This window comes from Micromonospora violae (assembly GCF_004217135.1).
Taxonomy (GTDB): Bacteria; Actinomycetota; Actinomycetes; order Mycobacteriales; family Micromonosporaceae; genus Micromonospora; species Micromonospora violae.
On record NZ_SHKK01000001.1, the window covers coordinates 5,683,267 to 5,707,202 of the forward strand.

General features: G+C 71.0%; 22 protein-coding genes and 1 tRNA gene. 14 read left to right on the top strand and 9 right to left on the bottom strand.

Annotated features, from left to right (window positions below):
- The first annotated feature begins 28 nt into the window (after nucleotides 1-28).
- Nucleotides 29-1,396, top strand: coding sequence for an acetyl-CoA carboxylase biotin carboxylase subunit (locus EV382_RS25535; RefSeq protein ID WP_130405905.1), 1,368 nt, complete (start codon nucleotides 29-31; stop codon nucleotides 1,394-1,396).
- 273 nt (nucleotides 1,397-1,669) lie between these two features.
- Nucleotides 1,670-2,590 carry a hydroxymethylglutaryl-CoA lyase gene (locus EV382_RS25540; protein ID WP_130405907.1) on the top strand — a complete coding sequence of 307 codons (921 nt, stop codon included), beginning with the start codon at nucleotides 1,670-1,672 and terminating at the stop codon, nucleotides 2,588-2,590.
- Nucleotides 2,591-2,650: 60 nt separating this feature from the next.
- On the opposite strand, the gene EV382_RS25545 is transcribed toward EV382_RS25540, so the two are convergent.
- The gene (locus EV382_RS25545; RefSeq protein WP_130405909.1) at nucleotides 2,651-3,211 is read right to left on the bottom strand and encodes a snapalysin family zinc-dependent metalloprotease; all 561 of its coding nucleotides are present in this window, start codon (nucleotides 3,209-3,211) and stop codon (nucleotides 2,651-2,653) included.
- Between the two features lie 169 nt (nucleotides 3,212-3,380).
- Between EV382_RS25545 and EV382_RS25550 the strand changes: the two genes are divergently transcribed.
- From EV382_RS25550 to EV382_RS25560, 3 genes are all read left to right on the top strand, one after another.
- Nucleotides 3,381-4,913 carry an acyl-CoA carboxylase subunit beta gene (locus EV382_RS25550; protein WP_130405911.1) on the top strand — a complete coding sequence of 511 codons (1,533 nt, stop codon included), beginning with the start codon at nucleotides 3,381-3,383 and terminating at the stop codon, nucleotides 4,911-4,913.
- An 80-nt stretch (nucleotides 4,914-4,993) separates the two neighbouring features.
- Nucleotides 4,994-6,142 carry an acyl-CoA dehydrogenase family protein gene (locus EV382_RS25555; RefSeq protein WP_130405913.1) on the top strand — a complete coding sequence of 383 codons (1,149 nt, stop codon included), beginning with the start codon at nucleotides 4,994-4,996 and terminating at the stop codon, nucleotides 6,140-6,142.
- 133 nt (nucleotides 6,143-6,275) lie between these two features.
- Entirely contained in the window at nucleotides 6,276-8,930 is a 2,655-nt protein-coding gene (locus EV382_RS25560; protein WP_130405915.1) for an ATP-binding protein, read from the top strand.
- Nucleotides 8,931-9,162: 232 nt separating this feature from the next.
- On the opposite strand, the gene EV382_RS25565 is transcribed toward EV382_RS25560, so the two are convergent.
- Nucleotides 9,163-9,681 (bottom strand): MarR family winged helix-turn-helix transcriptional regulator, encoded by a 519-nt coding sequence (locus tag EV382_RS25565; RefSeq protein ID WP_130405917.1) that lies wholly within the window; start codon nucleotides 9,679-9,681, stop codon nucleotides 9,163-9,165.
- A gap of 99 nt (nucleotides 9,682-9,780) precedes the next feature.
- On the opposite strand from EV382_RS25565, the gene EV382_RS25570 reads away from it, so the two are divergent.
- Both EV382_RS25570 and EV382_RS25575 read left to right on the top strand, forming a co-directional pair.
- A complete protein-coding gene (locus tag EV382_RS25570; protein WP_130405919.1) occupies nucleotides 9,781-10,362 on the top strand; it encodes a YceI family protein in 582 nt (193 codons plus the stop codon).
- A 315-nt stretch (nucleotides 10,363-10,677) separates the two neighbouring features.
- Nucleotides 10,678-12,156, top strand: coding sequence for a glutamate-cysteine ligase family protein (locus EV382_RS25575; protein ID WP_130405921.1), 1,479 nt, complete (start codon nucleotides 10,678-10,680; stop codon nucleotides 12,154-12,156).
- 59 nt (nucleotides 12,157-12,215) lie between these two features.
- Here the strand turns inward: EV382_RS25575 and EV382_RS25580 are convergent, their stop codons facing one another.
- Complete coding sequence (locus tag EV382_RS25580; RefSeq protein WP_208758497.1) at nucleotides 12,216-13,583, bottom strand: hypothetical protein; 1,368 nt, start codon at nucleotides 13,581-13,583, stop codon at nucleotides 12,216-12,218.
- Between the two features lie 108 nt (nucleotides 13,584-13,691).
- On the opposite strand from EV382_RS25580, the gene EV382_RS25585 reads away from it, so the two are divergent.
- Complete coding sequence (locus tag EV382_RS25585) at nucleotides 13,692-14,378, top strand: PASTA domain-containing protein (RefSeq protein ID WP_130405923.1); 687 nt, start codon at nucleotides 13,692-13,694, stop codon at nucleotides 14,376-14,378.
- Nucleotides 14,379-14,568: 190 nt separating this feature from the next.
- The gene (locus EV382_RS25590; protein ID WP_130405925.1) at nucleotides 14,569-15,306 is read left to right on the top strand and encodes a PASTA domain-containing protein; all 738 of its coding nucleotides are present in this window, start codon (nucleotides 14,569-14,571) and stop codon (nucleotides 15,304-15,306) included.
- 7 nt (nucleotides 15,307-15,313) lie between these two features.
- Here the strand turns inward: EV382_RS25590 and EV382_RS25595 are convergent, their stop codons facing one another.
- Together EV382_RS25595 and EV382_RS25600 are read right to left on the bottom strand one after the other, a co-directional pair.
- Entirely contained in the window at nucleotides 15,314-15,775 is a 462-nt protein-coding gene (locus EV382_RS25595) for a hypothetical protein (RefSeq protein WP_130405927.1), read from the bottom strand.
- A gap of 98 nt (nucleotides 15,776-15,873) precedes the next feature.
- Entirely contained in the window at nucleotides 15,874-16,158 is a 285-nt protein-coding gene (locus EV382_RS25600) for a hypothetical protein (RefSeq protein WP_124775688.1), read from the bottom strand.
- Nucleotides 16,159-16,780: 622 nt separating this feature from the next.
- On the opposite strand from EV382_RS25600, the gene EV382_RS25605 reads away from it, so the two are divergent.
- The 3 genes from EV382_RS25605 (at nucleotide 16,781) to EV382_RS25615 (ending at nucleotide 18,470) form a co-directional block, all read left to right on the top strand.
- Nucleotides 16,781-17,662: a helix-turn-helix domain-containing protein gene (locus EV382_RS25605; protein ID WP_130405929.1), complete on the top strand. Its 882-nt coding sequence runs from the start codon at nucleotides 16,781-16,783 to the stop codon at nucleotides 17,660-17,662.
- A complete protein-coding gene (locus tag EV382_RS25610; RefSeq protein WP_130405931.1) occupies nucleotides 17,632-17,853 on the top strand; it encodes a DUF397 domain-containing protein in 222 nt (73 codons plus the stop codon). The genes EV382_RS25605 and EV382_RS25610 overlap by 31 nt, the downstream gene beginning before the upstream one ends.
- A gap of 218 nt (nucleotides 17,854-18,071) precedes the next feature.
- Entirely contained in the window at nucleotides 18,072-18,470 is a 399-nt protein-coding gene (locus EV382_RS25615) for a hypothetical protein (protein WP_130405933.1), read from the top strand.
- Here the strand turns inward: EV382_RS25615 and EV382_RS25620 are convergent.
- Nucleotides 18,438-19,034 (bottom strand): hypothetical protein, encoded by a 597-nt coding sequence (locus EV382_RS25620; RefSeq protein WP_130405935.1) that lies wholly within the window; start codon nucleotides 19,032-19,034, stop codon nucleotides 18,438-18,440. The two genes, EV382_RS25615 and EV382_RS25620, sit on opposite strands and share 33 nt — an antisense overlap.
- Before the next feature lie 215 nt (nucleotides 19,035-19,249).
- On the opposite strand from EV382_RS25620, the gene EV382_RS25625 reads away from it, so the two are divergent.
- A complete protein-coding gene (locus EV382_RS25625) occupies nucleotides 19,250-20,806 on the top strand; it encodes a S8 family peptidase (RefSeq protein WP_130405937.1) in 1,557 nt (518 codons plus the stop codon).
- 67 nt (nucleotides 20,807-20,873) lie between these two features.
- Here EV382_RS25625 and EV382_RS25630 read toward each other — a convergent pair whose 3' ends face one another.
- From EV382_RS25630 to EV382_RS25640, 3 genes are all read right to left on the bottom strand, one after another.
- Complete coding sequence (locus EV382_RS25630) at nucleotides 20,874-21,680, bottom strand: WecB/TagA/CpsF family glycosyltransferase (RefSeq protein ID WP_130405939.1); 807 nt, start codon at nucleotides 21,678-21,680, stop codon at nucleotides 20,874-20,876.
- Nucleotides 21,677-22,792, bottom strand: coding sequence for an NAD-dependent epimerase/dehydratase family protein (locus tag EV382_RS25635; protein WP_208758498.1), 1,116 nt, complete (start codon nucleotides 22,790-22,792; stop codon nucleotides 21,677-21,679). The genes EV382_RS25630 and EV382_RS25635 overlap by 4 nt, the downstream gene beginning before the upstream one ends.
- A gap of 62 nt (nucleotides 22,793-22,854) precedes the next feature.
- A tRNA-Leu gene (locus EV382_RS25640) sits at nucleotides 22,855-22,940 on the bottom strand.
- A 207-nt stretch (nucleotides 22,941-23,147) separates the two neighbouring features.
- Between EV382_RS25640 and EV382_RS25645 the strand changes: the two genes are divergently transcribed.
- Nucleotides 23,148-23,936: an FhaA domain-containing protein gene (locus EV382_RS25645; protein ID WP_007454122.1), complete on the top strand. Its 789-nt coding sequence runs from the start codon at nucleotides 23,148-23,150 to the stop codon at nucleotides 23,934-23,936.

Consider the following 23,936-nt stretch of genomic DNA (forward strand, 5'->3'; position numbering starts at 1 on the left):
TCCCACCATCCGGACGCCGGGAGGAAACATGATCGAGTCACTGCTGGTCGCCAATCGGGGCGAGATCGCACGCCGGATCATCCGGACCGCCAAGCGGCTCGGCATCCGCGCGATCGCGGTGCACTCGGAGGCCGACGCGGATCTGCCGTTCGTCGTGGAGGCGGACGAGGCGGTCCTCATCGGCCCACCGAACCCGGCACTGAGTTACCGCAACACCGAGGCGATCCTCGCCGCCGCGAAGTCGACGGGTGCGCAGGCCATCCACCCCGGCTACGGCTTCCTGTCGGAGAACGCCGAGTTCGCCCGTACCGTCGAGGCGAGCGGCCTGATCTGGGTCGGACCGGACGCGGACGCGATCACCGCGATGGGCGACAAGATCAATGCCCGGAACCTGATGGCGGTGGCCGGTGTTCCGGTCGCGCCCGGCACCACCGAGCCGGCCGCCGACCTGGACGCGGCGGTGACGGCCGCCGCCGAGGTCGGCTACCCGGTGATGGTCAAGGCCGCCGCCGGCGGTGGCGGCATGGGCATGGGTGTGGCCATCGACGAGGCCGCGCTGCGCATCGAGTACGACAAGGTACGCGCGTTCGCCGAGCGGATGTTCGGCGACGGTTCGGTGTTGATCGAGCGGTACTTTCCTCGGGTGCGGCACGTCGAGGTGCAGATCCTCGGCCTGGCCGATGGCCGGGTGGTGGCGCTCGGTGAGCGGGAGTGCTCGGTGCAGCGGCGCAACCAGAAACTGGTCGAGGAGTCGCCGTCGCCGGCGGTCTCGCCGGAGCTGCGCTCCCGTCTCCTGGCCGCGGCGGTCCGCGCCGGTGAGGCGGTCGGCTATCGCAACGCCGGCACGGTGGAGTGCCTTTTGGTCCCGCGTCAGCAGGACGCCAAGGGTGACGTCCCCGGCTCCGAGGACTTCTTCTTCCTGGAGATGAACACGCGGTTGCAGGTGGAGCATCCGGTGACCGAGTACGTGTACGGCGTCGACCTGGTGGAGGAGCAGCTACGGGTGGCCTCCGGGCTGGCTCCGACGTTCGACCCGGACGCGCTGACCCCGCGTGGCCACGCCATCGAGATGCGGATCAACGCGGAGGACCCGAAGCGGTTCCTGCCCGGCCCCGGGGTGATCAAGACGTGGGTGGAGCCGACGGGCGAGGGTGTCCGGGTGGACTCCGGCTACACCGAGGGCAACACGGTCACCCCGTTCTACGACAGCCTGCTCGCCAAGCTGATCGTCAGCGGCGCGACCCGCGACGAGGTGCTCGAACGCGCTCGGGATGCGGTCGCCGCCTTCCAGATCGCCGGCCCGAAGAACAACGTCCCCTTCTTCGCCGAGCTGTTGGAGAACGAGGAGTTCCGCTCCGGCGCCTACGACACGGGCATCGTCTCCCGGATGCGCTGACCGGCCAGACCGCCGCTCCGGCGTCCCGCCGCCCCGTCGGCCTGGCGGCCCCGCGGCCTGGTGGCCCGGCGGCCCCGCGGCCTGGTGATCCGGCGGCCCGCCGCCCCGGCGGCCCCGCGGTCTGGCAAGGCAGACTGGTTCACCCGCCCTTTGCTCTGCTGCCCTATATGCGCCAGCGGTCGTCTGGATGACGGACAGTGACTGGTGCATATTCGGCAGCAGAGCAAAGGGGCCGACACCCTGTCCCGATCCGACGTCACAGTGAGGTGACTGATGAGCCAACTGCCAGATTTCGTCTCGATTCGCGAGGTCGGGCCACGGGACGGGTTGCAGAACGAGGACCCGATCCCGACCGACGCCAAGGTGCGGCTGCTCGACGCCCTCTCCGGCACCGGCGTACGGCGAATCGAGGCGGTGTCGTTCGTACACCCCAGGGCGATCCCGCAGATGGCCGACGCCGACGAGGTGTGGCGACGCGCGGCGCACGCCGACGGGGTGCGGTACTCCGCGCTGGTGCCGAACACCCGGGGCGCCCAGCGGGCCCTCGCGGCCGGGTTCACCGAGATCGAGGTGGTGGTCTCGGCCAGCGACACGCACAACCGGCGCAACGTCAACCGGTCCACCGACGAGTCGTTGGACGACATCGCCGAGCTGATCGACCTGCTGCACGGCGCTTCGGCGCGGGTCGAGGTGATCGTGGCGACGAGCTTCGGCTGCCCGTACGAGGGGGACATCGACCCGCAGCGGGTGGCCGGGATCGTGGACCGGGTCGTCCGCGACGGCGCGGATCGGGTGGCGTTCGGCGACACCACCGGCATGGGCACGCCGCGCCGGGTCCGCGAACTGCTGACCGCGGTACGCGACCGCAACGCGCACGTGCCGGTCCTGCTGCACTTCCACAACACCCGGGGTACGGCGTTGGCCAACCTGTTGACCGCGCTGGAGCTGGGGGTGACGGAGTTCGACGCCAGCGTCGGTGGGCTGGGTGGCTGCCCGTACGCGCCGGGGGCGAGCGGTAACCTGGCCACCGAGGAGGCCGTGCACATGTTGCACGACATGGGCATCGACACGGGCATCGACCTTGCGGCCCTCATCGAGGTGGCGGAGTTGGCCGAGGAATTGCTCGGCAAGAAGCTGCCGTCGGGTGTGTTGCGGGCAGGCCCGCGTACCCGGCTGACGCCGCTGCCGAGCTGAGCGTTCGGGGACGACGAAGGGGCCGGCGCGTGCGCCGGCCCCTTCCATCTGCCAGGTCGATCAGCCCACCGGGGTGAGCACGCTCGGCCAGCTGTCGCGGAAGATGTCCGCGCTGCGGTCGGTGGCGCTGAACGTGCCGGCGAAGAGGTTGCTGACCCGGTTCGCCTCGGCGCTGCTCGGGTACGGGTTGGTGCAGCTGGTGCCGGCGCTGCCGCCGGACATCAGCAGCGAGCAGTTCCCGTTGTAGTTGTCCGGGAGGCCGAGGATGTGCCCGATCTCGTGCGTCATGATCCGCAGCACGCTGTACTGGGCGGCCTGCTGGGTGTCGATGTAGACCCGGCCGTTGCCGAGGCTGGTCCGGACGGCGTACGAGCCGCCGCCGGTGATCCGGTAGATCCGCAGGTTCGAGCCGCAGTTCGCCGAGAGCGTCAGGTTGACGGTGGCGTTGTTCCAGATCGTGGCGGCCTGGTTGGCGACGCTGGCGTAGCTGCCCGCCTGGCTGGTGTTGTAGCAGATGGTCATTGCGGCGGACGCGGGCGCGGGGTTGGCGACCGTGACGCCGACGGTGGCGAGTGCCGTCGCGAGGAACGCGACCGCGAGCCGATTGAGTCGTGAGGTCATCGCTGACTCCAATCCGGGAGGAGGGGTGCCAGGAGCCTAGCGACATCCATTCAAGTTATTCAATGTCTTGTTTGGCGGCGCGACTGTCTGGTTCGCTCGTAGGTCGCCGACAGCGCCGCCGATGCGCTAGCCTAACGATCGTTCAGGTCAGCAGGGCGGAGGAGTCGGCGTGACGCTCGACGGTGAGGCACTGGAGCAGCTGCGCAAGCGGGCCCGGTCCGGCGGCGCGGACAAGTACCACGCGGCCAACGCGGCCAAGGGCAAGCTCTTCGCCCGTGAGCGGGTAGCGCTCCTGGTCGACGAGGGCTCGTTCGTCGAGGACGGCCTCTACGCCAACGCGCTCGCCGAAGGGCTGCCCGCCGACGGCGTGGTGACCGGCACCGCCACCATCGACGGCCGGCAGGTCTGCCTGATGGCCAACGACTCCACCGTCAAGGCCGGCAGCTGGGGTGCCCGCACCGTCGAGAAGATCATCAGGATCATCGAGCGGGCGTACGGCGCCGGTGTGCCGATGGTCTACCTGGTCGACTCGGCCGGCGCCCGGATCACCGACCAGGTCGACCTCTTCCCCGGCCGGCGGGGTGCCGGCAAGATTTTCTGGAACCAGGTTCGCGCCTCGGGCTCGATCCCGCAGGTCTGCGCGCTGTTCGGCCCGAGCGCCGCCGGTGGGGCGTACATCCCGGCGTTCTGCGACGTGGTGGCGCTGGTCGACGGCAACGCGAGCATGTATCTCGGCTCCGACCGGATGGTCGAGATGGTCACCGGTGAGAAGACCACCCTGGAGGCGATGGGTGGGGCCAAGGTGCACACCACCGAATCCGGCGTGGGCCACTTCCTCTGCAAGACCGAGGCCGACGCGCTCGACGTCGTGAAGACCTACCTGTCGTACCTGCCGGCGAACTGGACCCAGGCGCCGCCGACCGTGCCGGCGGTTCCCGCGCCCGCGAAGGCCGACCTGGCCGCGCTGGTGCCGGCCAGCGAGCGGCAGGCGTTCGACATGCGGCGGTACGTCAAGGGCCTGCTCGACGAGGGTTCGTTCTTCGAGATCCAGGCGCTCTGGGCCAAGGAGTTGACCATCGGGTTCGGCCGTCTCGACGGCCAGGTCGTCGGCGTGGTCGGCAACAACTCGATGTTCAAGGGCGGCGTGCTCTTCGTCGACTCGGCCGACAAGGCCACCCGCTTCGTGCAGCTCTGCGACGCCTTCAACGTGCCGCTGCTGTTCCTCAGCGACGTACCCGGCTTCATGGTCGGCAGCGCGGTGGAGAAGCAGGGCATCATCCGGCACGGCGCCAAGATGATCACCGCGATCTCGGAGGCGACCGTGCCGAAGATCTGCGTGGTGGTCCGCAAGGCGTACGGCGCCGGTCTCTACGCGATGGCCGGCCCCGGGTTCGAGCCGGACGCCACGATCGCACTACCGACCGCGAAGATCGCCGTGATGGGCGCGGAGGCGGCCGTGAACGCGGTCTACGCCAACAAGATCGCCGCCATTGCGGACGAGGACGAGCGAGCCGCCTTCGTCGCCGCCAAGCGAGCCGAGTACGAGCAGGACATCGACGTCGTCCGGCTCGCCAGCGAACTGGTGGTGGACGCCATCGTCGAGCCACCTGACCTGCGCGGCGAGCTGGTCCGCCGGTTCGCGGCGGCGCGTACCAAGGATCGGCACTTCTCCCGCCGCCGGCACGGCGTCACCCCGGTCTGAGCACCGACTCAGGCGCGCACAGCGACCCGCCTCCGGCGTCACGAGCGCCGCGCGGCGGACCGTCCTTACAGGAGGATGAGATGGACTTCCGGCTCACCGACGAACAAACGGCGCTGCGCGAGAGCGTGCGGGAATTCGCCCGCGAGGTGGTCGCCCCGGTCATCGCCGAGCACTACGAGCAGCACACCTTCCCGTACGAGGTGATCCGGCAGATGGGCAAGATGGGCCTCTTCGGCCTGCCCTTCGACGAGGAGCACGGCGGTATGGGCGGCGACTACTTCGCGCTCTGCCTGGCGTTGGAGGAGTTGGCCCGGGTCGACTCCAGTGTGGCCATCACGCTGGAGGCGGCGGTCTCGCTGGGCGCGATGCCGATCTACCGCTTCGGCACCGAGGAGCAGAAGGCGACCTGGCTGCCGCGACTGCTCAGCGGCGAGGCGCTGGCCGGCTTCGGCCTGACCGAGCCGGGCACCGGGTCGGACGCCGCCGGCACGCAGACGCGCGCGGTGCTGGACGGCGACGAGTGGGTGATCAACGGTTCGAAGGCGTTCATCACCAACTCGGGGACCGACATCACGGCGATGGTCACGGTCACCGCGGTGACCGGCACGAACCCGGACGGCTCCAAGGAGTTGTCGACGATCATCGTGCCGACCGGCACGCCCGGGTTCGCCGTCGCGCCCGGCTACTCCAAGGTGGGGTGGACCGCCTCGGACACCCACGAGCTGACCTTCGACGACTGCCGGGTGCCGGCGGCCAACCTGCTCGGCGCGCGGGGTCGAGGCTTCGCGCAGTTCCTGCGCATCCTCGACGAGGGCCGGATCGCCATCGCCGCGCTCGCCGTCGGCCTCGCCCAGGGCTGCGTCGACGAGTCGATCAAGTACGCGAAGGAGCGGCACGCCTTCGGTCAGCCGATCGGCGCGAACCAGGCCATCCAGTTCAAGATCGCCGACATGGAGCTGAAGGCGCACACCGCTCGGTTGGCCTACTACGACGCCGCCGCCCGGATGCTGGCCGGCGAGCCGTTCAAGCGGCAGGCCGCCATCGCGAAACTGCACGCCAGCACGATCGCGGTGGACAACGCCCGGGAGGCCACCCAGATCCACGGCGGGTACGGCTTCATGAATGAGTACCCGGTGGCCCGGTTCTGGCGGGACTCCAAGATCCTGGAGATCGGCGAGGGCACCAGCGAGGTGCAGCGCATGATCATCGCCCGGGATCTGGGTCTCTGAGTGGCCCCATCCACCTGATCGGCCAGTCGTTGCGGATGGGCTGTCCGTACGGCTGTCGGATATCGGCGAGCGGGCGTCAGTAGCCCGACGTTCGACTGCCGATGGTCGGAGTCGATCCGTACTCTTCGTGCCCATGACTCCGGATCATGACCGGTCGCGGAGCCCGGCTGGACGTACCACTCTGCCGGAGCTGCTCCGCGGGCATCGGCGCGCCGCCGGCCTGACCCAGGCCGAGTTGGCGTCCCGGGCCGGGGTGGGTGTGCGGACGGTGCGTGACCTGGAGCGCGGTCGGTCGATCCGGCCGCAGCGCACCACTGTCGAGTTGCTCGCCGGGGCGTTGGGGCTGACCGGCACGAGCCGAACGGCGTTCCTGGCCGCGGCCCGTGGCACCGGTGCCGAACCGGCCCCGCCGGACGCCGCCTCGACGACGTTCGTGGTCAGCGGCAACACCGGGTCGACGGCCGCACCCGCCGACCCGCCGGTCGCGCTTCCGCCGCCGGTCGCGTTGATCGGCCGGGAGCGCGACCTCACCGAGTTGGCCGGGATGTTGACCGCGGAGCGAGGGCCCCGGTTGGTGAGCCTCGTCGGGTTGGCCGGCGTCGGCAAGACCGCCCTGGCGACGTCGGTGGCGCACCTGGTGGCCGCCGCCCACCCGGCCGGTGTCGCCGGGGTGCTGGTCGGCGAGGGCGCGGACGGCCCGGACGTGCTCGCCGCCTCGATGTCCGTGCTCGGCGTGGCGCGTCTGCCCGAACTCGTGGCCCTGCTCGCCGGGCGGCCGGCGCTGCTGGTGATGGACGCGGTGGAACGCTCCCCGGGCCCGGTGGCCGCGACCCTGCACCGGTTGATCGGCGCACTGCCCTCGCTGCGGGTGCTGGTCACCGGGAGGCACCCGGTCGGGCTGCCCGGCGAGCGGGTCTGGCCGGTCGCGCCGCTCGACGTGCCACCGCCGGAGGCCGAGCACTCCGAGCTCGAATCATGGCCGGCGGTCGCGCTGTTCACCGCCCGGCTCGCTCAGGTCCGCCGGGAGCCGCCCACCCCGGCTGAGCTGCCGGCGCTCGCCGCGCTGGTGCGCCGGTTGGGAGGGCTACCGTTGGCCATCGAGCTGATGGCCGCCCGGGGGCGACTCCTCGACCTGACCGAACTGCTGCACCGGTACGGCGACCGGGTGCTCGACCTGGCCACCCCCGCCGAGCCGACCGCCCATCCGGGCTGGGACGCACCGGATCCGCTCACCCCCCGCACCAGCGGACCGGACACCCGTGCGGTGGCCTCGGTCGCGGTCACCCTGCGCGAGGCGGTGGCGTTCAGCTATCGCCTGTTGGCACCGGACGAGCGGGCCGCGCTGCGGCAGTTGGCGGTCTTCGGCAACCGCTGGTCGGTGGAGTTGGCCGAGGAGATGCTCGCCGACGAGGCCGACCGGGACGGCACGGTGGCGATCGACCCGGTGCCGCTGTTGGACCGCTTCGTCGAACTGGGGCTGCTGAGCGTACGCGGCAGCAGACCGTTCCGGTTCCGGCTGCTCGACGCGGTCCGCGACTACGCCGTCGAGCAGGCGGCCGGTGAGGGTGAGCTGACCTGCATCCGGCGTCGACATGCGGAGGTCATCGCGCGCCTGGTGGCACGGACCGCCAGCGACCTGGTCGGCCCACGGCTACCCGACGCGGTGCACCGGCTGGACGAGATGAGCAGTGACATCAGCTCGTCCTTGGCCCACGCGGCCACCGACGACCCGTTGACCGCGCTGCGGCTGGCGGCCTGCCTGACCCGTTGGTGGCGGTTCCGCGGACGCGATGTCGCCGGGCGGCAGTGGCTGCGGCGGCTGCTCGCGGACCCGCGGACCGCCGACGCCGATCCGGTCCTGCGGGCCTGGGCCGCGCTCGGCGTCGCCCGGCTCGCGGCCGAGCACGGCGCGGGCGCCGAGGAGCTGTCGACGGCCCACGCGGCGTTGGACACCTTCCGGCAGGCCGGCGACGTCACCGGGGAGCTGGAGGCGCGGAACGTCCTCGGCACGCTGCTGCTCGCCGTCGGGCGGCAGGACGAGGCTCGCGAGCAGGCCGAGGCGCTGCTGCGGTTGGCCGCCCGCAACGGTCGGACCCGCGATCTGGCGGTGGCCCAGAACAGCCTCGCCTGGCACGAGATCCGCGGGGGTGACCTGGCTGCGGCCCGCCGCCGGCTCGCTGCGGTGGACCGACTCGCCGCCGAGAGCGGGGAGCAGCGACTGCGGGTGCTGGGCTGGGCCAATCGTGCCGAGGTGGCCCGCCTGGAGGGCTGGTACGCGGACGCCATCGATCGTGGCCGAAGGGTGATCGCGGCCCTGTCCGAGCTGGGTGATCCCGGGCGTCGTCGTCGGGTGCTCGGGACCGTCGGGCTGGCGCTCGCCCAGGACGGGCGGGTCGCCGAGGCGACCGAGGTGCTGAGGGAGTTACGCGCCGGAGGCGTGGAGGCGATGCCGGCGCGTCCGACCGTGCCGCGACCACGCTCGGGCGACGCGGCGCTGGCCTGGGGCGGGCCGGAGGTCGGGCTCTGTGCGCTGATCGAGGGGAATCTGGCGCTGCACCGGGGTGACCGGGAGTTGGCCGCCGAGTGGTTCGCCGCCGCCGCCGACCATCCGGGGCAGGAGCGCCGCGACGTGGTGGAGGCGTTGGTGGGGCTGGCGGCGAGTACGGCGGACCCGGCCGTGCTCGATCGACTGGACCGGGTCTGTGCGGAGAGCGGCATCCGGCTGTTGCCGCAGGAGTCGGGCCTGCTCTACGCGCTGATCGCCGTCCGGGGTGGACCGGCGCGATAGCCGCGACACATCGAGTGCCCGCGCGGTGCCTCGGGAGAGTGGCGCGGGCGAAGAGCCCCCTTTGGTGCTACCCCTCGCTGATCGCCCGCGCCGTCACCCCCCGGTGATCCCCGGTGCAGGAAGCCTGCCACCGGCGCGGTGGCAGAAAGTCGGCTTGACCCGAATCCTCCAGCTTGGCTGGGTCAGTTCTGCCGGTCTTTCTGCCGCTGTCGCCGCCGGCAGCGGGGGCCACTCAGTGCCGTCGGCCGCCGCTGTCGGTGGGGGCGGGCTGCTCCGGGTCGACGTCGTCGCTACCTGCGGTGGCGCACGGGTGCGCGGCGTCGCGGACCCGGCGCAACCCGTCCAGGAGGGCCGCAAGCGCCTCGGGGTCGAGCTGCCCGGTGAACCACTGTTCGATCATCTGCAGGTGCCCGGGTAGCGTTTCGTTGAGGCGTTGCATCCCAGCGGCGGTGACCACCGCGTACGAGCTGCGGCGGTCGTTCGGGCAGGCCCGGCGGGTGAGTAACCCGTCGCGCTCCATCCGGTCCACCACCCGGGTCACTCCGCTGGTCGACAGGGAGGTCTGGGCGGCGAGGTCGGTCATGCGTAGTTGGTTGCCCGGCGAGCGGGCCAGTCGGGTGATGACCTCGAACTCGACCGCGGAGAGGCCATGCTCCTCGAGTTGGGCGTTGAACCGGGCGGACAGCCCGGCGTGTGCCTCGAAGAGCAGGCCGACGGCGGTGATCCGGGGATCGTCGAAGACGTTGGTCACCTGTTCATCATACCAGTGCTTGACACGCGGAATATTGTTGAAGTTATAGTTGCTCAAGCAGTCGTTGGGCTACTCAACAATCTTCTGGAGGACAGCAGCATGACCAGCAGCATCGATGCGGTTACCCGCGACTGGGACGGCCTCACCATCCCGGCGGCCGGCACCTACGCGCTGGACGTGGCGCACAAGCGGGTCGGCTTCGTTGCCCGGCACATGATGGTGAGCAAGGTTCGCGGTGAGTTCAACGAGGCGACCGCCACCATCACCATCGCCGAGGACCCGCTGCAGTCGTCGGTCGTCGCCACCATTCAGGCCGCCAGCGTCGACACCACCCAGGCCGACCGGGACGCGCACCTGCGCAGCGCCGAGTTCCTGGACGCCGAGAAGTTCCCGACGCTCGAGTTCCGCAGCACCGGGGTCAAGTCCCGTAGCGGCAACGAGTTCGTGCTCACCGGTGAGCTGACCATCAAGGACGTCACCCGCCCGGTCGAGCTGGCAGTGGAGTTCGAGGGCGTCGGCCGCAGCCCGTTCGGCCAGGACATCTTCGGTTTCTCCGCGAGCACCGAGATCGACCGCGAGGAGTTCGGCCTGACCTGGAACGTCGCCCTGGAGACCGGGGGCGTGCTGGTCAGCCGCAAGATCAAGATTGAGATCGAGGGCGAGGCCGTCCGTCAGGCCTGATTCCCTGGGATCGCCGGAGGGCCAGGGGGAATCCTCCCGGTGATCCGGAACGCGGGGCCCGCGCCGTTCATCGGCGCGGGCCCCGCGTCGTCTCCGCCGGTGGTGGTGATCGTCACGACTTTGTTCGCACCGCCTTCGGGTCCAGCTGGCCGGCGACGGGGTACAGAGGGCGCCACGAGCGCGTCCGCGCCGGTCGACGTCGGATCACCGCCGTCGGCCTCTGGCCCCGGTCAGGTGGGCGCTCTTACCGTGGATGCTTCACAAAGCGCTTCCGGGACGGCATGATCCCGACCGCGCCGGCCGTCGGGAGGACACATGGGCAGGGACGTCTCAGAGGGCGCCTTCACCCGGGATGATCGGGTCCGGTATCGACAGAAGGTGCGGCGATGCCTGGACGTCTTCGCCCTGATGCTGGACGACTTCGGCTTCGACGCCGACCGGCCGATGACCGGCCTCGAGATCGAACTCAACCTGGTCGACTCCGCCGCCGAGCCGGCGATGCGCAACGAGGAGATCCTCGCCGACATCGCTGACCCCCTCTTCCAGACCGAGTTGGGGCAGTTCAACCTGGAACTCAACGCCGAGCCTCGACTGATCGAGGGCGCCGGCTTCGCCGACTACGAGCACGACCTGCGCGGCAGCCTCTCCAGGGCCGACGAGCGGGCCGCCAGATCCGACGCGAAGATCGTCCTGGTCGGCATCCTGCCCACCCTCACCGAGGGTCACCTGGTCGAGGACAACCTCTCCACCAACGAGCGCTACCGGGTCCTCAACGACCAGATCGTCGGCGCCCGGGGCGAGGACATCGAACTGGACATCCGCGGCGTCGAACAGTTGCGGACGCACACCGACTCGATCGCCCCCGAGGCCGCCTGCACGAGCCTCCAGTTCCACCTCCAGGTCGCCCCGGACAGCTTCGCCGACTACTGGAACGCCTCCCAGGCCATCGCCGGCGCGCAGGTGGCGGTCGGAGCGAACAGCCCCTTCCTGTACGGCCGCCAACTCTGGGCCGAGACGCGGATCGCCCTGTTCCAGCAGGCCACCGACACGCGTCCGGACGAACTCAAGGCCCAGGGCGTACGACCGCGGGTGTGGTTCGGCGAACGGTGGATCACGTCGATATTCGACCTGTTCGAGGAGAACGTCCGGTACTTCCCGCCGTTGCTGCCGATCTGCGAGGACGAGGACCCGGTGGAGGTCCTGCACGCCGGTGGTGTGCCACAGCTCGGGGAGTTGCGGCTGCACAACGGCACGGTCTACCGGTGGAACCGTCCCGTCTACGACATCATGAACGGCCGCCCGCATCTGCGGGTGGAGAACCGGGTGTTGCCGGCCGGCCCGACCGTGGCGGACATGCTGGCCAACGCGGCCTTCTACTTCGGTCTGGTACGCGGTCTGGCCGAGGCGGACCGTCCGATCTGGAGCCAACTCACCTTCAGCTCGGCCGAGGAGAACTTCCACGCCGCCGCCCGACGTGGTCTCGACGCCGTGCTGCACTGGCCCGGGCTCGGCGACGTGCCGGTGACGAAGCTGGTCCTGGACCGACTGCTGCCCATCGCCGCCGCCGGTCTGGACGGGTTCGGTGTCGCCCCGGCGCAGCGGGATCGGCTGCTCGGCATCATCGAGCAGCGCTGCCGTACCGGCCGCAACGGTGCCGTCTGGCAGACCGAGGCGGTCTGGGCGGCGGAACGGCACCACGGCATGGGCCGGACGGCGGCGCTGCACCACATGGTCCAGCGCTACGCCGAACTCCAGTGCACCAACCAACCCGTCCACACCTGGCCGATCCCCTAACCCCACCCCGGACCCCCGGTCCCCGCACGCCCCGGAGTCGGAGAGGGAGAGGGGCGGGTTTAGTCGGTGGTGGGGGTGCGGCGGGGTGGTCGGGCGCGTCGGGTGGCTGGAGTTGGGGCCTCCGTCGCGGCCTCGGTGGGGCGGGGCGGAACCGTGCGGTCCGGGTCGGTACGCGGTGCGGGCACCTGCGGTGCGGCGGCGGTCTCGCCCGACGAGGAGCCCGGCCCGGGTGTCTGCGCCGGGGACTCGGTCCTGCGGCGGCGCGCGGCGGTTCCGGCCGTCGCGGCGGCGGTTCCGGCCGTCGCGGCTGTGGTTCCGGTCGTCGAGCCGGTGATCGGCGACTCGGGTTCGGTCGCGGCGGCCGGGTCGGCTGCGGTGTCCCGAGCAACCACCTCCCGCTCGCCCGAACGGTCCCACTTGCCCGAACGGTTCCGCTCGGCTCGCGCGCCGAGGAGGGCGGCCAGCACCGAGCCGCCGATGCCGGCGATCACCGCGTACGGGGCGATCAGCTGGGTGGAGAGCTGCGCGGGGCCCAACGTCGACCAGTGCGGCAGGGTGGTCAGGTAGGCGAGCGCGACGAGCAGCGGGCCGACCGCGCCGGAGGCCGCCGCACCCACCCGGTGCCCACCCGAACGGGCGGCCCTCCGGGCGGCCAGGACACCGATCAGCAGCGCGGGAACCAGTGCCAGCAGCGCGCCGGGCCAGTAGAGCTGGCCTCCGATCCAGTACCGGGCGTGGTCCGGCTCGAACTGCCAGGTACCGAGTTGCGCGCCGGTCAGCCCTCGTCCGACGCGTACCCCGTCGATCACCGAAATCACCGCGAGCAACCAGAGCCAGGCGGCTGTCGCGGTCACGTTGACCGCGGCGGCTCGGGAGCGAAGCGCCCAGATCGCGATGAGGACGCCGATCAGGATGCCCAGCGTCGCCTGGATGGCGGCCGTCCGCTGCGGTGCGCCGGTGTCCGCGCCGGTCGCGACCCGCGCGGGTACGGCGATCAGCAACACCGTGACCAGCCCGCCCACCCCGGCGGCGAGCGCCAGGGCCACCCGCCGCAGCAGGCCACCCCGGTCGGGAAGTGGCACCTCGGCCACTCGCGGTGAGGTGTCCGTCACCTTCGGCGGTGCGGTGTCGGTCGTCGGTGGCCGCCCATCAACCTGGGGGTCGTGCTCCGGCGGGACCACGGTCGTGGTTGGGGCGCTCCGTTGGTGGAGCCGCTGCGCGCAGACCGCGCCGAGGACGGTCGAGCTGGCGGCGAGCCAGGTGGCCCAGGCGAGGCCGTCCGCCCAGGCTGCGTCGGTCACACCGGCATCGGTGGGCGTCCACGTGATGACGCCGAGCCCGTAGCCGAAGCCCAGTTGTGCGGCACCCGCGCCGGCGGCGATCCCGATCGCCGTCGCGATCGATACTCCCCAGCCCTGTCTGGCCATGCCGGGCAGCGTAGCGTCCCGTCGTCGGCGCGGCGAGTCGTAACGGCCCGCAGTGCGGCGGATTGGGCGGCGGGCGGTACGGTCGCCGGTGATGAGGCGGTGGGCGTTATGACGGACACGGACACGGGGCAGCAGAATGCCGCCGGTGGTGGTGCGAGCCGGGCCAGCGTCGTGCTCGGTGGCGGGTTGGCGGCGGTGCTGCTCGCCGCCGTCGGTGCGACCAGCGGCTGGGTGCTGGCCGGCGAGGACGACACACCCTCTGCTGATCCGCTGGCCATCGCGACCACGACTGGCGTGCCGACCAGCCGGGCCACCGCCCCCCGACCGAGCAGTGGACGACCGACGCCGTCGGCCGTCCAGCCCTCCGTCACCTCGACCAAGGGGGCCGGCCTGACCGTGCCGCCGGTGATCGGCACCGACTTCGAGCAGGCCCGGGAGATGCTGCGTAAGCAGCGGTTGGGTTGGCGGCTGGTCTTCGGTGGCGGGGTCGGGCGTACGGTCGAGGGCACCACCCCGGAGGTGGGCACCGAGGTCGTCCGGGGGACGACTGTCCAACTACAGGTCGCCGGGCCGGCACCGGCCGCCGAGGTGCCGGACGTGGTGGGCAAGAGCTGCGCCGACGCCGCCGACGAGTTGGTCGACGAGGGCCTCTACCCGCGCTACGCCAGCGGGCGCAGTGGGAAGGTCAGCCGACAGGAGCCCGCCGAGGACGGCCCGGCCCGGTGGAACGACCAGGTCAGCATCTGGTGTGGGGCGGATTCCGTCGAGCAGCCGACCACGAAGCCCACGCCCTGATTCCTCGCCGGCCGGTTCGGGCCTGCCGGCGCCGTCGGCAGCCGCGCGGCCATCCGCGTCGTACCCCGCCGCTCTGGCTCGCCGACAACCGGCGCGGCTCGACACGCTGATCCCCAGCGATGGCCGGGTGGGCGACTAGGTTGGCGGTCGAGGGCCATGACGCCCGTCCGGGTTCGGGAAAGGACGTGCGATGAGCGACGACCGCCAGGAGCCTCCCGCCGGCGAGCACGACGACGACCGGACCCGCCCCCTGCCGCCCCCCGCTGGCGATCGGCCGGAGCCGACGGAACCCGCTGCGGACCGGCCGGGGTCGACGCCAGCCGGCACCGACCCGGATGACACGGCACCGATACCGCCGCCGTGGTCCGGGCGGGCCGAGGTGCGCTCGCCCCGACCGGATGACCCCTCCAGCGAGTGGTACATCGAGGAGCAGGGTGGTCGGCGGTGGTGGTTGCCGATTCTGTGGGGCGTACTGGCGTTGCTCCTCGCCGGTCTGCTCGGGGGCGCGCTCTGGGTTCTGCGCGGCCAGCAGGATGACGACCGGGACGACCCGGGGCCCACCCCGTCACTTCCGCCGACCAGTGCCCCCACCGCCCCGCCGACCAGCGCAGCCCCCACGTCGGCGTCGCCCACCAGTGAGTCGCCCAGCAGCCCGGCGACCACGAGTACGCCGGACGAGGTGCCGGTGCCACCGCTCACCGGCCTGCCGCAGGCGACCGCCGAAGGGCTGTTGGCGCGGCTCGGCCTGACCTACCGGGTGGTGTACCGCCCGTCGGAGCTGCCGCCGGGGACCGTGGTGGGCACCGAGCCGGAGGCGGGCACATCGGTGTCGACCGACGACGAGGTGTTGCTGATCATCGCGCAGGCCCAGCCGCCGGCCGGGACGAGCCCGACCACGCCGAGCCCCACGGTGACCAGCACGTCGTGACCGCCGGTCACCACATTCTGCGGCGGGTGCTGACGAGGCCGACGCCGGCCAGCGAGATGGCGAGGCCGAAGATGCCGGACCAGAACAGGGAGCGGCGGATGTCCGCGTCGCTCTGCCCGGTCGGGGCTGCTTCGGTGAGTTCCTGACGGCCGGCGGCCTGGCCGCCGGCACCCAGGCCGGATACCGCGTCGGTCGGGTCGGTGCCGCCGGCCTGGTCGGTCGGGGCGTAGGTGTCGATCCAGTCGGGCCCGTCGTACACCGACTGGCCGTCGCCTGTCGGTGAGTCAGGGTCGAGCACGGTGATCTCCGGTGCGGGCACCGGTGTGGTCAGCCGGGTGGACGACATTGCCGGGTCGCGGACGAGGACCAGGAGTGTCGTCATCGCCCCGAGGAGGGCGAGGAGTCCGAAGGCGTAGGCGATACGGGAGCGGTGGTGCCGCCGCAGGGCGGGCTGATTGACCATGACCATCCCAGGGTCAGGGTCCTGGACGAGCGGGTGGAACGGTGCCGGGGTGGGCGTACCAATTCTATGGCGACGGCACGCCCACCGGCGGCGGATCGGGTCGGTCAGCCCACCCGGACCGGGGTACGCGCGACCGGGCGGCGGGCCCGCACGGTGTGTGGGCGGGGTTCGGGGGCGGCCTGCAGCTGTTGCAGCCCTTCCCGCTGGACGAAGATCGACCGTCGGGTGACCGCGTCGCCCGCGGCGTTCAACTCGTAGCCGTCGAGCCAGAGCCAGCCGTCATAGGTCGGCCAGTCGAGCACCCGGATCACCCGGAACTTGATCGGCCTGAGGAACTGGACACTCGCCGCGCGAGTCACGTGCAGTACGTCACCGGTGCGGGGAAGCACATGGGCTCCTGGGGAGGGTCGGCCGGCGTGCGCCGGCGGTGCCTGAACGGGGGACGTCTCGGCCGGCGACGGGGTCGTGCCTCGTGAACCGGTGGTGCGGATGGCGGTGGTCGGGCCGTACCCCGCTGGTGGCGTGCCGCCACCCGACCACCACCCGGTTGCTTCCGGGAACCGCGCCCGCCGCCGCAGCTTGCCGGCTTGCAGCGGCGGGGTCCTTACCCCGGAGCAGGTCTCGTTGTCGCCGGCCGGGCCCGCGTCCTGCCCGGCCGCCCCGGATCGGTGGGGTCACCACTCCGAGGGATCAAGCGAAGACGCTGAGTGATCCGTGCCATACGGACAGAGTGCATCAGGGACGTGCTTCATGCAAGTTGCACGTCGACTTTTGCCGATACGTGAGCGTGTCGCGCGAAAGGCCTATTGAAGCCATCCGCGTACGGACGGCACACTGAGGGCCGGTTTCGCCCGTCGCGGCCGGCCGAGGACCGGGACCATCCCTTGTCGCGAACGCTCGCCGGTCGACGATCGCGCCCCCGGCGGGTGTCACCCAGTGGCGCGTTACCGGAGGTAGCCCGAGTGGGGTCGAGCAGCCAGCGGCGGGGACCAGTGACTCACGGGTTGCGCGATGAGTGAACGGCGCAGTCCCACCATCAGACGGCGGCGGCTCGGGGCCGAGCTACGCCGCCAGCGGGAGTCCGCCGGCATCACCATCGAAGTGGTCGCCGAACAGTTGGAGTGCTCGGCGTCGAAGGTGTCCCGGATCGAGACCGGCCACACCACGGCCACCCCCCGCGACGTGCGGGACATGTTGCGGATCTACGGCGTGGTCGGCGCCGAGAGCGACGAGCTCGTGCAGATCGCCCGGGAGGCCCGCCAGAAAGGCTGGTGGCACCCCTACAGCACGGTGCTCGTCGGCGCGTACGTCGGGCTGGAGGCGGCGGCGAGCTCGATCCGGGCGTACGAACAGCAGGTCGTTCCGGGCCTTCTGGAGACCGAGGAGTACGCCGGTGCCATGATCCGCGCCGCGCGGCCGGACTTCACCGCCGATCAGGTGCACCAGAGAGTGCGTGTCCGTCTGGGCCGTCAGTCGTTATTGACCCAGGACGATCCGGTCGATCTGTGGGTGGTGCTCGATGAGGCGGTGGTAAGTCGGCCGGTGGGCGGGGACGAGGTGATGCGCGGCCAACTCAGGAGGTTGGTCGAGGTGGCCGAGTTGCCGAACGTGACGCTGCAGATCCTGCCTTTCGAGGTGGGTGCGCACGCCGGCATGGACGGCACGTTCACGATCCTCAGCTTCCCTGAGCCCGGTGATCCGGATGTTGTGTACGCGGAGAACGCCACGGGTGGGCTCTTCCTGGAGAAGAGCGACGAACTACAGAAGTACAGCTTCATCTTCGATCACATCCGCGCTGCGGCCATACGTCCGGAGGAGTCCGTCGCACACATCGCAAAACTGGCAGAGGAGCCGTTGTGGAAATGGCGACCAAAAGGTTCCCCGTGGACCTGACGCAGGCAGCATGGTTCAAGAGCTCGAAGAGCGGGCCGAACTGTGACAACTGCGTGGAGGTGGCGTACGTGACGGGGGCGGTCGGAGTGCGGGACTCGAAGGACAAGGCGGGCCCCGCCCTGGTCTTCGCACCGGGTGACTGGCACGCCTTCGTCGCCGGCACCCGGGGTGGTGTGTTCGGCGCGGTCTGACCGAGTGGTCAGTGGAGTCCCCGTCCGGTTCGCCGGACGGGGACTTCGTCGTGTCACCCGGACGGAAGGCGCGGCCGGCGGTCGCGCCGCGCCGGTGGTCGGCGAGGTTCCGTCGGGATTCCCGTCGCCACAGCGCCCCCGTCTCGTTGAACCGGTCGGTACGGCGCTGGTCGACGACCCGCCGCACCGACCCGCAACCGAGCGAGTAGGCGAGACGGATGACGACGATCGGTTCAGACAATCTCACCACCGGTCCGGGCAAGCCGGAGCGGTTCGGTGGCAAGTACCGCGGCGCTCGTCGGGACACGGTTCTGACCGAGGTGGTCTCGACCGACCAGGAGTCGAGCGGGCGGGAGGGTGCTGCCGAGACGACGGATCATCCGCTCTCGCTGCCGTCACTGGACCCGAACCCGCTGATCGAACCGTCGTTCCCGCCGACGGGCTGGCCGATGGAGCCGCCGGAGTCCCTGGCTGACCACCCGTTGCTGCGTGGCCTGCTGATGGAGTTGCCACCGAAGGGCACCGTGCCCTCACAGGACTGGCTGGACCGCTGGTTCGAGGCGACCAGGTCGATCCTGGAGTTGCTATACGTGCAGAGCGCCAACCGTCCGCGTTGACGGTGGGGTGGGCTGAGCCTGCTCGGCGAGGCGGTTGTGGCGGAGTGCGTGCCGGACCCCGATGGCGAGCACCGCGAGCGCGCCCACGGTGATCGCCGGCCCGGTGACACCGGGGTCGGCTCCGAGGTCGGTGCCGGCCGCCGCGATCACCGCCGGCACCGTGGCCAGGGCGGTGACCTGGAGTGGCAGCCCGACGAGCGGGTGGGCCGCGGCGGCGCGCAGCCCGTGCGGTGCGGGTGTGGCGGGGGCGCTGGCGAACGCGCCCGCACCGGCCCGCAGCCGGCGGATCCGTCGTACGGAACAGATCGTCGCCACGAGCGCCGGAGCGGCGGCCAGGGTGAGCCCGGCGGCGGCCCGGTCCACCGGCGCGGTGCCGGCGCTGAGCAGCCCCCCGCCGAGTACGGCCGCGGTGAGCGCCACGCCGGTGAGGACCAATGCCAGCAACCCTCCGGTACGCCGACGCAGCGTGCGGGTGTTGCCCAGTCGGGGAAGCCCGTCTGCGACGACACCGGCGGCCAGCCAGACGGCGGCGACCGGGAGCAGGATGGTGAGCTGACTCTCCATGTTCGAAAGTCTTTCCCGAATCCCGGCGAGGCGAATCCGGGCCCGTCCCCCGCTCGCCCCGGACGCTGGGCCCGTAGGGGTCATCACTTGAAGGTATGGACGTTTCGGCATGTCCAACTGCACGACGGCTGATTTACCCTCAGCTAGATCGGCGAGTGTCGATTGATGTTGGGACCGGTGGTCACGTTCCACCACCGGTCAGAGGGAGGTAGGAGATGGGTCTTCCACGAAGGTCCGTGCTGATCGGGGTGGCCGCGGCCACCGTGCTGGCCGTCGGCACCCCAGCCCTGGCCGCCGAACCCGTGGGTGTGGTTCGGGCCGCCGGCGGCGCCACCGCCGTGCCGGACAGCTACATCGTCGTACTCAAGGACAGCGCCGTGGCCCGGGACCGGGTCGGCGACACCGCGAAGCGGCTCTCCGGCCGCCACGGCGGCACGGTGGCCCGCACCTACGGTGCGGCGCTGCGCGGCTTCGAGGTCAAGGTGAGCGCGAGCGCGGCCGCCCGCATCGCGGCCGACCCGGCGGTGGCGTACGTCGAGCAGAACCACACCGTCTCGATCTCCGGAACGCAGACCAACCCGCCCTCCTGGGGCCTCGACCGGATCGACCAGCGCAACCTGCCGTTGGACAGCTCCTACACCTACCCGAACACGGCGAGCAACGTGCACGCCTACATCATCGACACCGGCATCCGGTTCTCCCACAACGACTTCGGCGGCCGGGCCACCTCCGGCTACGACGCGGTGGACGGCGGATCGGCCGACGACTGCAACGGACACGGCACGCACGTGGCCGGCACCGTCGGTGGGTCCGCGTACGGGGTGGCCAAGGGCGTCCAACTCGTCGGCGTACGGGTGCTGAACTGCTCCGGCAGCGGCACCAACGCTGGCGTGATCGCCGGCGTCGACTGGGTCACCCAGAACGCGATCAAGCCGGCGGTGGCGAACATGAGCCTCGGCGGTGGCGCGAACAGCTCACTGGACAACGCCGTCCGCAACTCGATCGCCTCGGGCGTCACGTACGGCCTGGCGGCCGGCAACGACTACGGCGCGAACGCCTGCAACACCTCGCCGGCGCGGACCACGGAAGCCATCACGGTGGGCTCGACGACCAGCTCGGACGCCCGGTCGTCGTTCTCCAACATCGGCACCTGCCTGGACATCTTCGCGCCCGGCTCGTCGATCACCTCGGCCTGGTACACCAGCAACACCGCGACCAACACGATCAGCGGCACCTCGATGGCCACGCCGCACGTGGTCGGAGCGGCGGCCCTGGTGGCCAGCGCCAACCCGAGCTGGACCCCGGCTCAGGTCCGCAACCAGTTGGTGGCCAACGCGACCCCCAACGTGGTGGGCAGCCCTGGCTCGGGCTCGCCGAACCTGCTGCTCTACGTGGGCACCGGCAGCACCCCGCCGCCGCCCACCGGCTGCACCGGCACCAACGGCACCGACGTGTCGATCCCGGACGCCGGCTCGGCGGTGACCAGCTCGATCACCATCTCCGGCTGCGGTCGCAACGCCTCCTCGGCCTCCACCGTGGCGGTGAACATCGTGCACACCTACCGCGGTGACCTGGTCATCGATCTGCTCGCCCCGGACGGCAGCTCGTACCGGTTGAAGAACAACAGCAGCTCGGACAGCGCCGACAACGTGAACACCACGTACACGGTCAACGTCTCCGGTGAGGCGGCCGACGGCATCTGGCGACTTCAGGTGCGGGACGTCTACGCGGCCGACACCGGCTACCTCAACACCTGGACCCTGACCGTCTGACCGGCCTCGCACGACCGAGGCCCCACCCCGGTGCGCCGGGTGGGGCCTCGCGTCGTACGGATCGGGCTCAGACCGAGAAGGTGGCCGGCCGCTCGCTGGCCGGTGCCGGCGGGGTGGCCTTCCACAGGCCGATCTTCTGCGCGGCGAGCCGGCTCAGGTAGGCCGGGTTGAGGATGACGTAGCGACGCCAGAGCCGCTTCGGCTCCAGACCGAGACGCCAGAACCACTCCAGGCCGGCACGCTGCATCCACGGTGGAGGCTGGCGCAGCAGCCCGGCGTGGTAGTCGAAGGCCGCGCCGACCGCCATCAGCGGCATGTCGAGCAGTGGCCGCATGGCGTACGCGAAGACCTCCTGGCGCGGGCAGCCGAGCCCGACCAGGACCAGCCGGGCACCGCTGGACCGGATCCGGTCGGCGATCTCGGCGTCCTCGCCGGGCTGGACGGCACGGAACTTGGACGGCTCCACCCCGGCGATCTTCAGCGCGGGGAACATCCGTTCCAGGGCCGGGATCAACCGGGCGAGGGTCTCCTCGGTCGAGCCGTACAGGTAGACCGGCAGCCCCTCGTCGGCGAAGCGCGACAGCACGTGCAGGGTCAGGGTCGGCCCGTACACCCGGTCGCTGAGCCCGGCGTGGTGCAGCAGGTTGAGCGCCCACCGCACCGGCTGCCCGTCCGGGGTGACCACGTCGAAGGAGTTGAGCCGGGCGTTGTGTGCCGGGTCGAGCACCCCGGTCATCACCCCGTGCACGGCAAGCGCGGTCAACGCCAGGGGACGCCGCTCGTGCGCCGCGGTGACCACGGCGTCGGTCGCCGTGGCGTAGTCGGTCGCGTCGACCAGGACGCCGAGCACGTTGCGCTTGGTCCGGGCGCTCATGACTGGGCAACCCACTTGTCCACGTTGGCCTCGTAGATCTCGCGCAGGATCATCGGCACGTCGTAGGTGATCTTCCAGTCCGGGTACTGCGCCTCGAACCGGGCCATGCTGCTGACGTACCACTGGTGGTCGCCGGTGCGGTTCTGCTCGACGTAGTTGATCCGCGCCTCGCGGCCGGTGATCTCCTCCGCGATCCGGAACGCCTCGATGTGCGAGGTGTTGGAGTGCCGGCCGCCGCCGAGGTTGTAGACCTCGGCGGATCGCGGGGCCCGGAAGAACGCCTCGAACGCGGTCAGCACGTCGTGCGAGTGGATCGCGTCCCGGACCATCTTGCCCTTGTAGCCGAACAGGTTGTACGTCCGGCCCTCCATGACGCAGCGCATCAGATAGGCCAGGAACCCGTGCAGCTCAGCCGCGGAGTGCGCCGGACCGGTCAGCGTGCCGCCCCGGAAGCAGGCGGTCTTCATGTCGAAGTAGCGCCCGTACTCCTGGACCATCACGTCCGCGGCGACCTTGGAGGCGCCGAAGACCGAGTGCAGCGAGTGGTCGATCGACATCTCTTCGGTGATGCCCTGGTACCAGTGGTGATCCTCGGGCAGCTCGTACCGGGTCTCCAGCTCCCTGAGCGGCAGGCCGTTGGGCCGGTCACCGTAGACCTTGTTGGTCGAGCAGTGGATGAACGGTGCGTCGATCGCGTGGCGGCGGGTGTTCTCCAGCATGTTGAGCGTGCCGCCGGCGTTCACGTCGAAGTCCGTGTACGGCTCCTTGGCCGCCCAGTCGTGGCTCGGCTGCGCAGCGCTGTGGATCACCACGGCGATGTCCGAGCCGTACTTCTTGAACACCTGCTCCAGGCCGTCGCGGTCCCGGATGTCGACCGCGAAGTGGGTGTACGCGCTACCCAGGTCACGGCTGAGGCGTTCCAGGCTCCACGAGGTGGAGCCGTCCTCGCCGAAGAAGTACCGGCGCATGTCGTTGTCGATGCCGACGACATCCAGACCGAGGCCGGCGAAATGCCGGACCGCCTCGGAGCCGATCAGGCCACCCGACCCTGTCACCAACGCGACACTCACACGCCACTCCTGGTCCATCGGAGGCAGAATCCATCGGAGCATAGCGTGACGTCCGGCACAGCCCCATATGACGGAAGGGCCCCGCAAAGCGGAGCCCTCGTCGGTGGTGGGGATGGGGGGAGTTGAACCCCCACGCCCTTTCGGGCACACGGACCTGAACCGTGCGCGTCTGCCATTCCGCCACATCCCCGTGGCACGACCCGGAACACTGTAGCCGCCCCGGCCCCGCTGTCTCCAACGGGCCCCGGGAATACTACGCTGTCCCTGGCGCTCGCCACGAGCGATTACCGTTCGTGGCGGACGAAAGATTAGCACGACAGTCCCGGCCCTTCCGAACGGGCCGAGAGCAGCCGGCCGAGCGGCGTGTGAGCTGCGCGCGCGCCGGCCGGATACCATCATGTCCTCGGGACCCGAGGAGGAGCCGGTGAGCGTGCTGCAACGCTTCGAGAAGCGTCTGGAAGGCCTGGTCGAAGGGGCCTTCGCCAAGGTCTTCAAAGGGGTGGTCCACCCCGTGGAGATCCTCAACGCCATGCAGCGGGAGGCCGAGGCGCACAAGGCGATCCTGGCCGGTGGGCGCACGTTGGTGCCCAACCGCTACGTGATCGATCTCTCGCCGTTCGACCACAGTCGGCTGGCGCCGTACGCCGCCGCGCTGGCCCAGGAGTTGGCCCAGTCGCAGGCGGAGTTCATCGGCGAGCAGGCGTGGACGGTCTACGGCGACGTGATCGTCGAGATCGAGCGAGGCGAGGGTCTGGACACGGGCATGTTCCGTGTCACGGCCGAGGTCTACACCGGCGGCGAGGTCGCCCCGGTGTCGGCACCCGGCTACGACGCCGGCCCGCCCGCCTACCCCGCGTACGACCAGGGTGGTGGCTACGGCCCGCCGCCCGGGCACGGTGGCGGTCGCAACGTGCGGCTGGTCTCCGGCGACGGTCGCACCTACCCCCTCCAGATGGGGTCGACGGTGATCGGTCGCGGCGACCAGGCCAACCTGCGCCTGCCCGACGTCGGCATCTCCCGGCGACACGCCCGGCTGGATTTCGACGGGGGCCAGGTCGTGCTGACCGATCTGGGTTCGACCAACGGCACCATGGTGAACGGGCAGCGGGTCTCCGCGGTCGCGCTCAACCCCGGTGACATGGTCCAGCTCGGCACGACGACGCTGACCTTCCGCGTGGACGGCTGA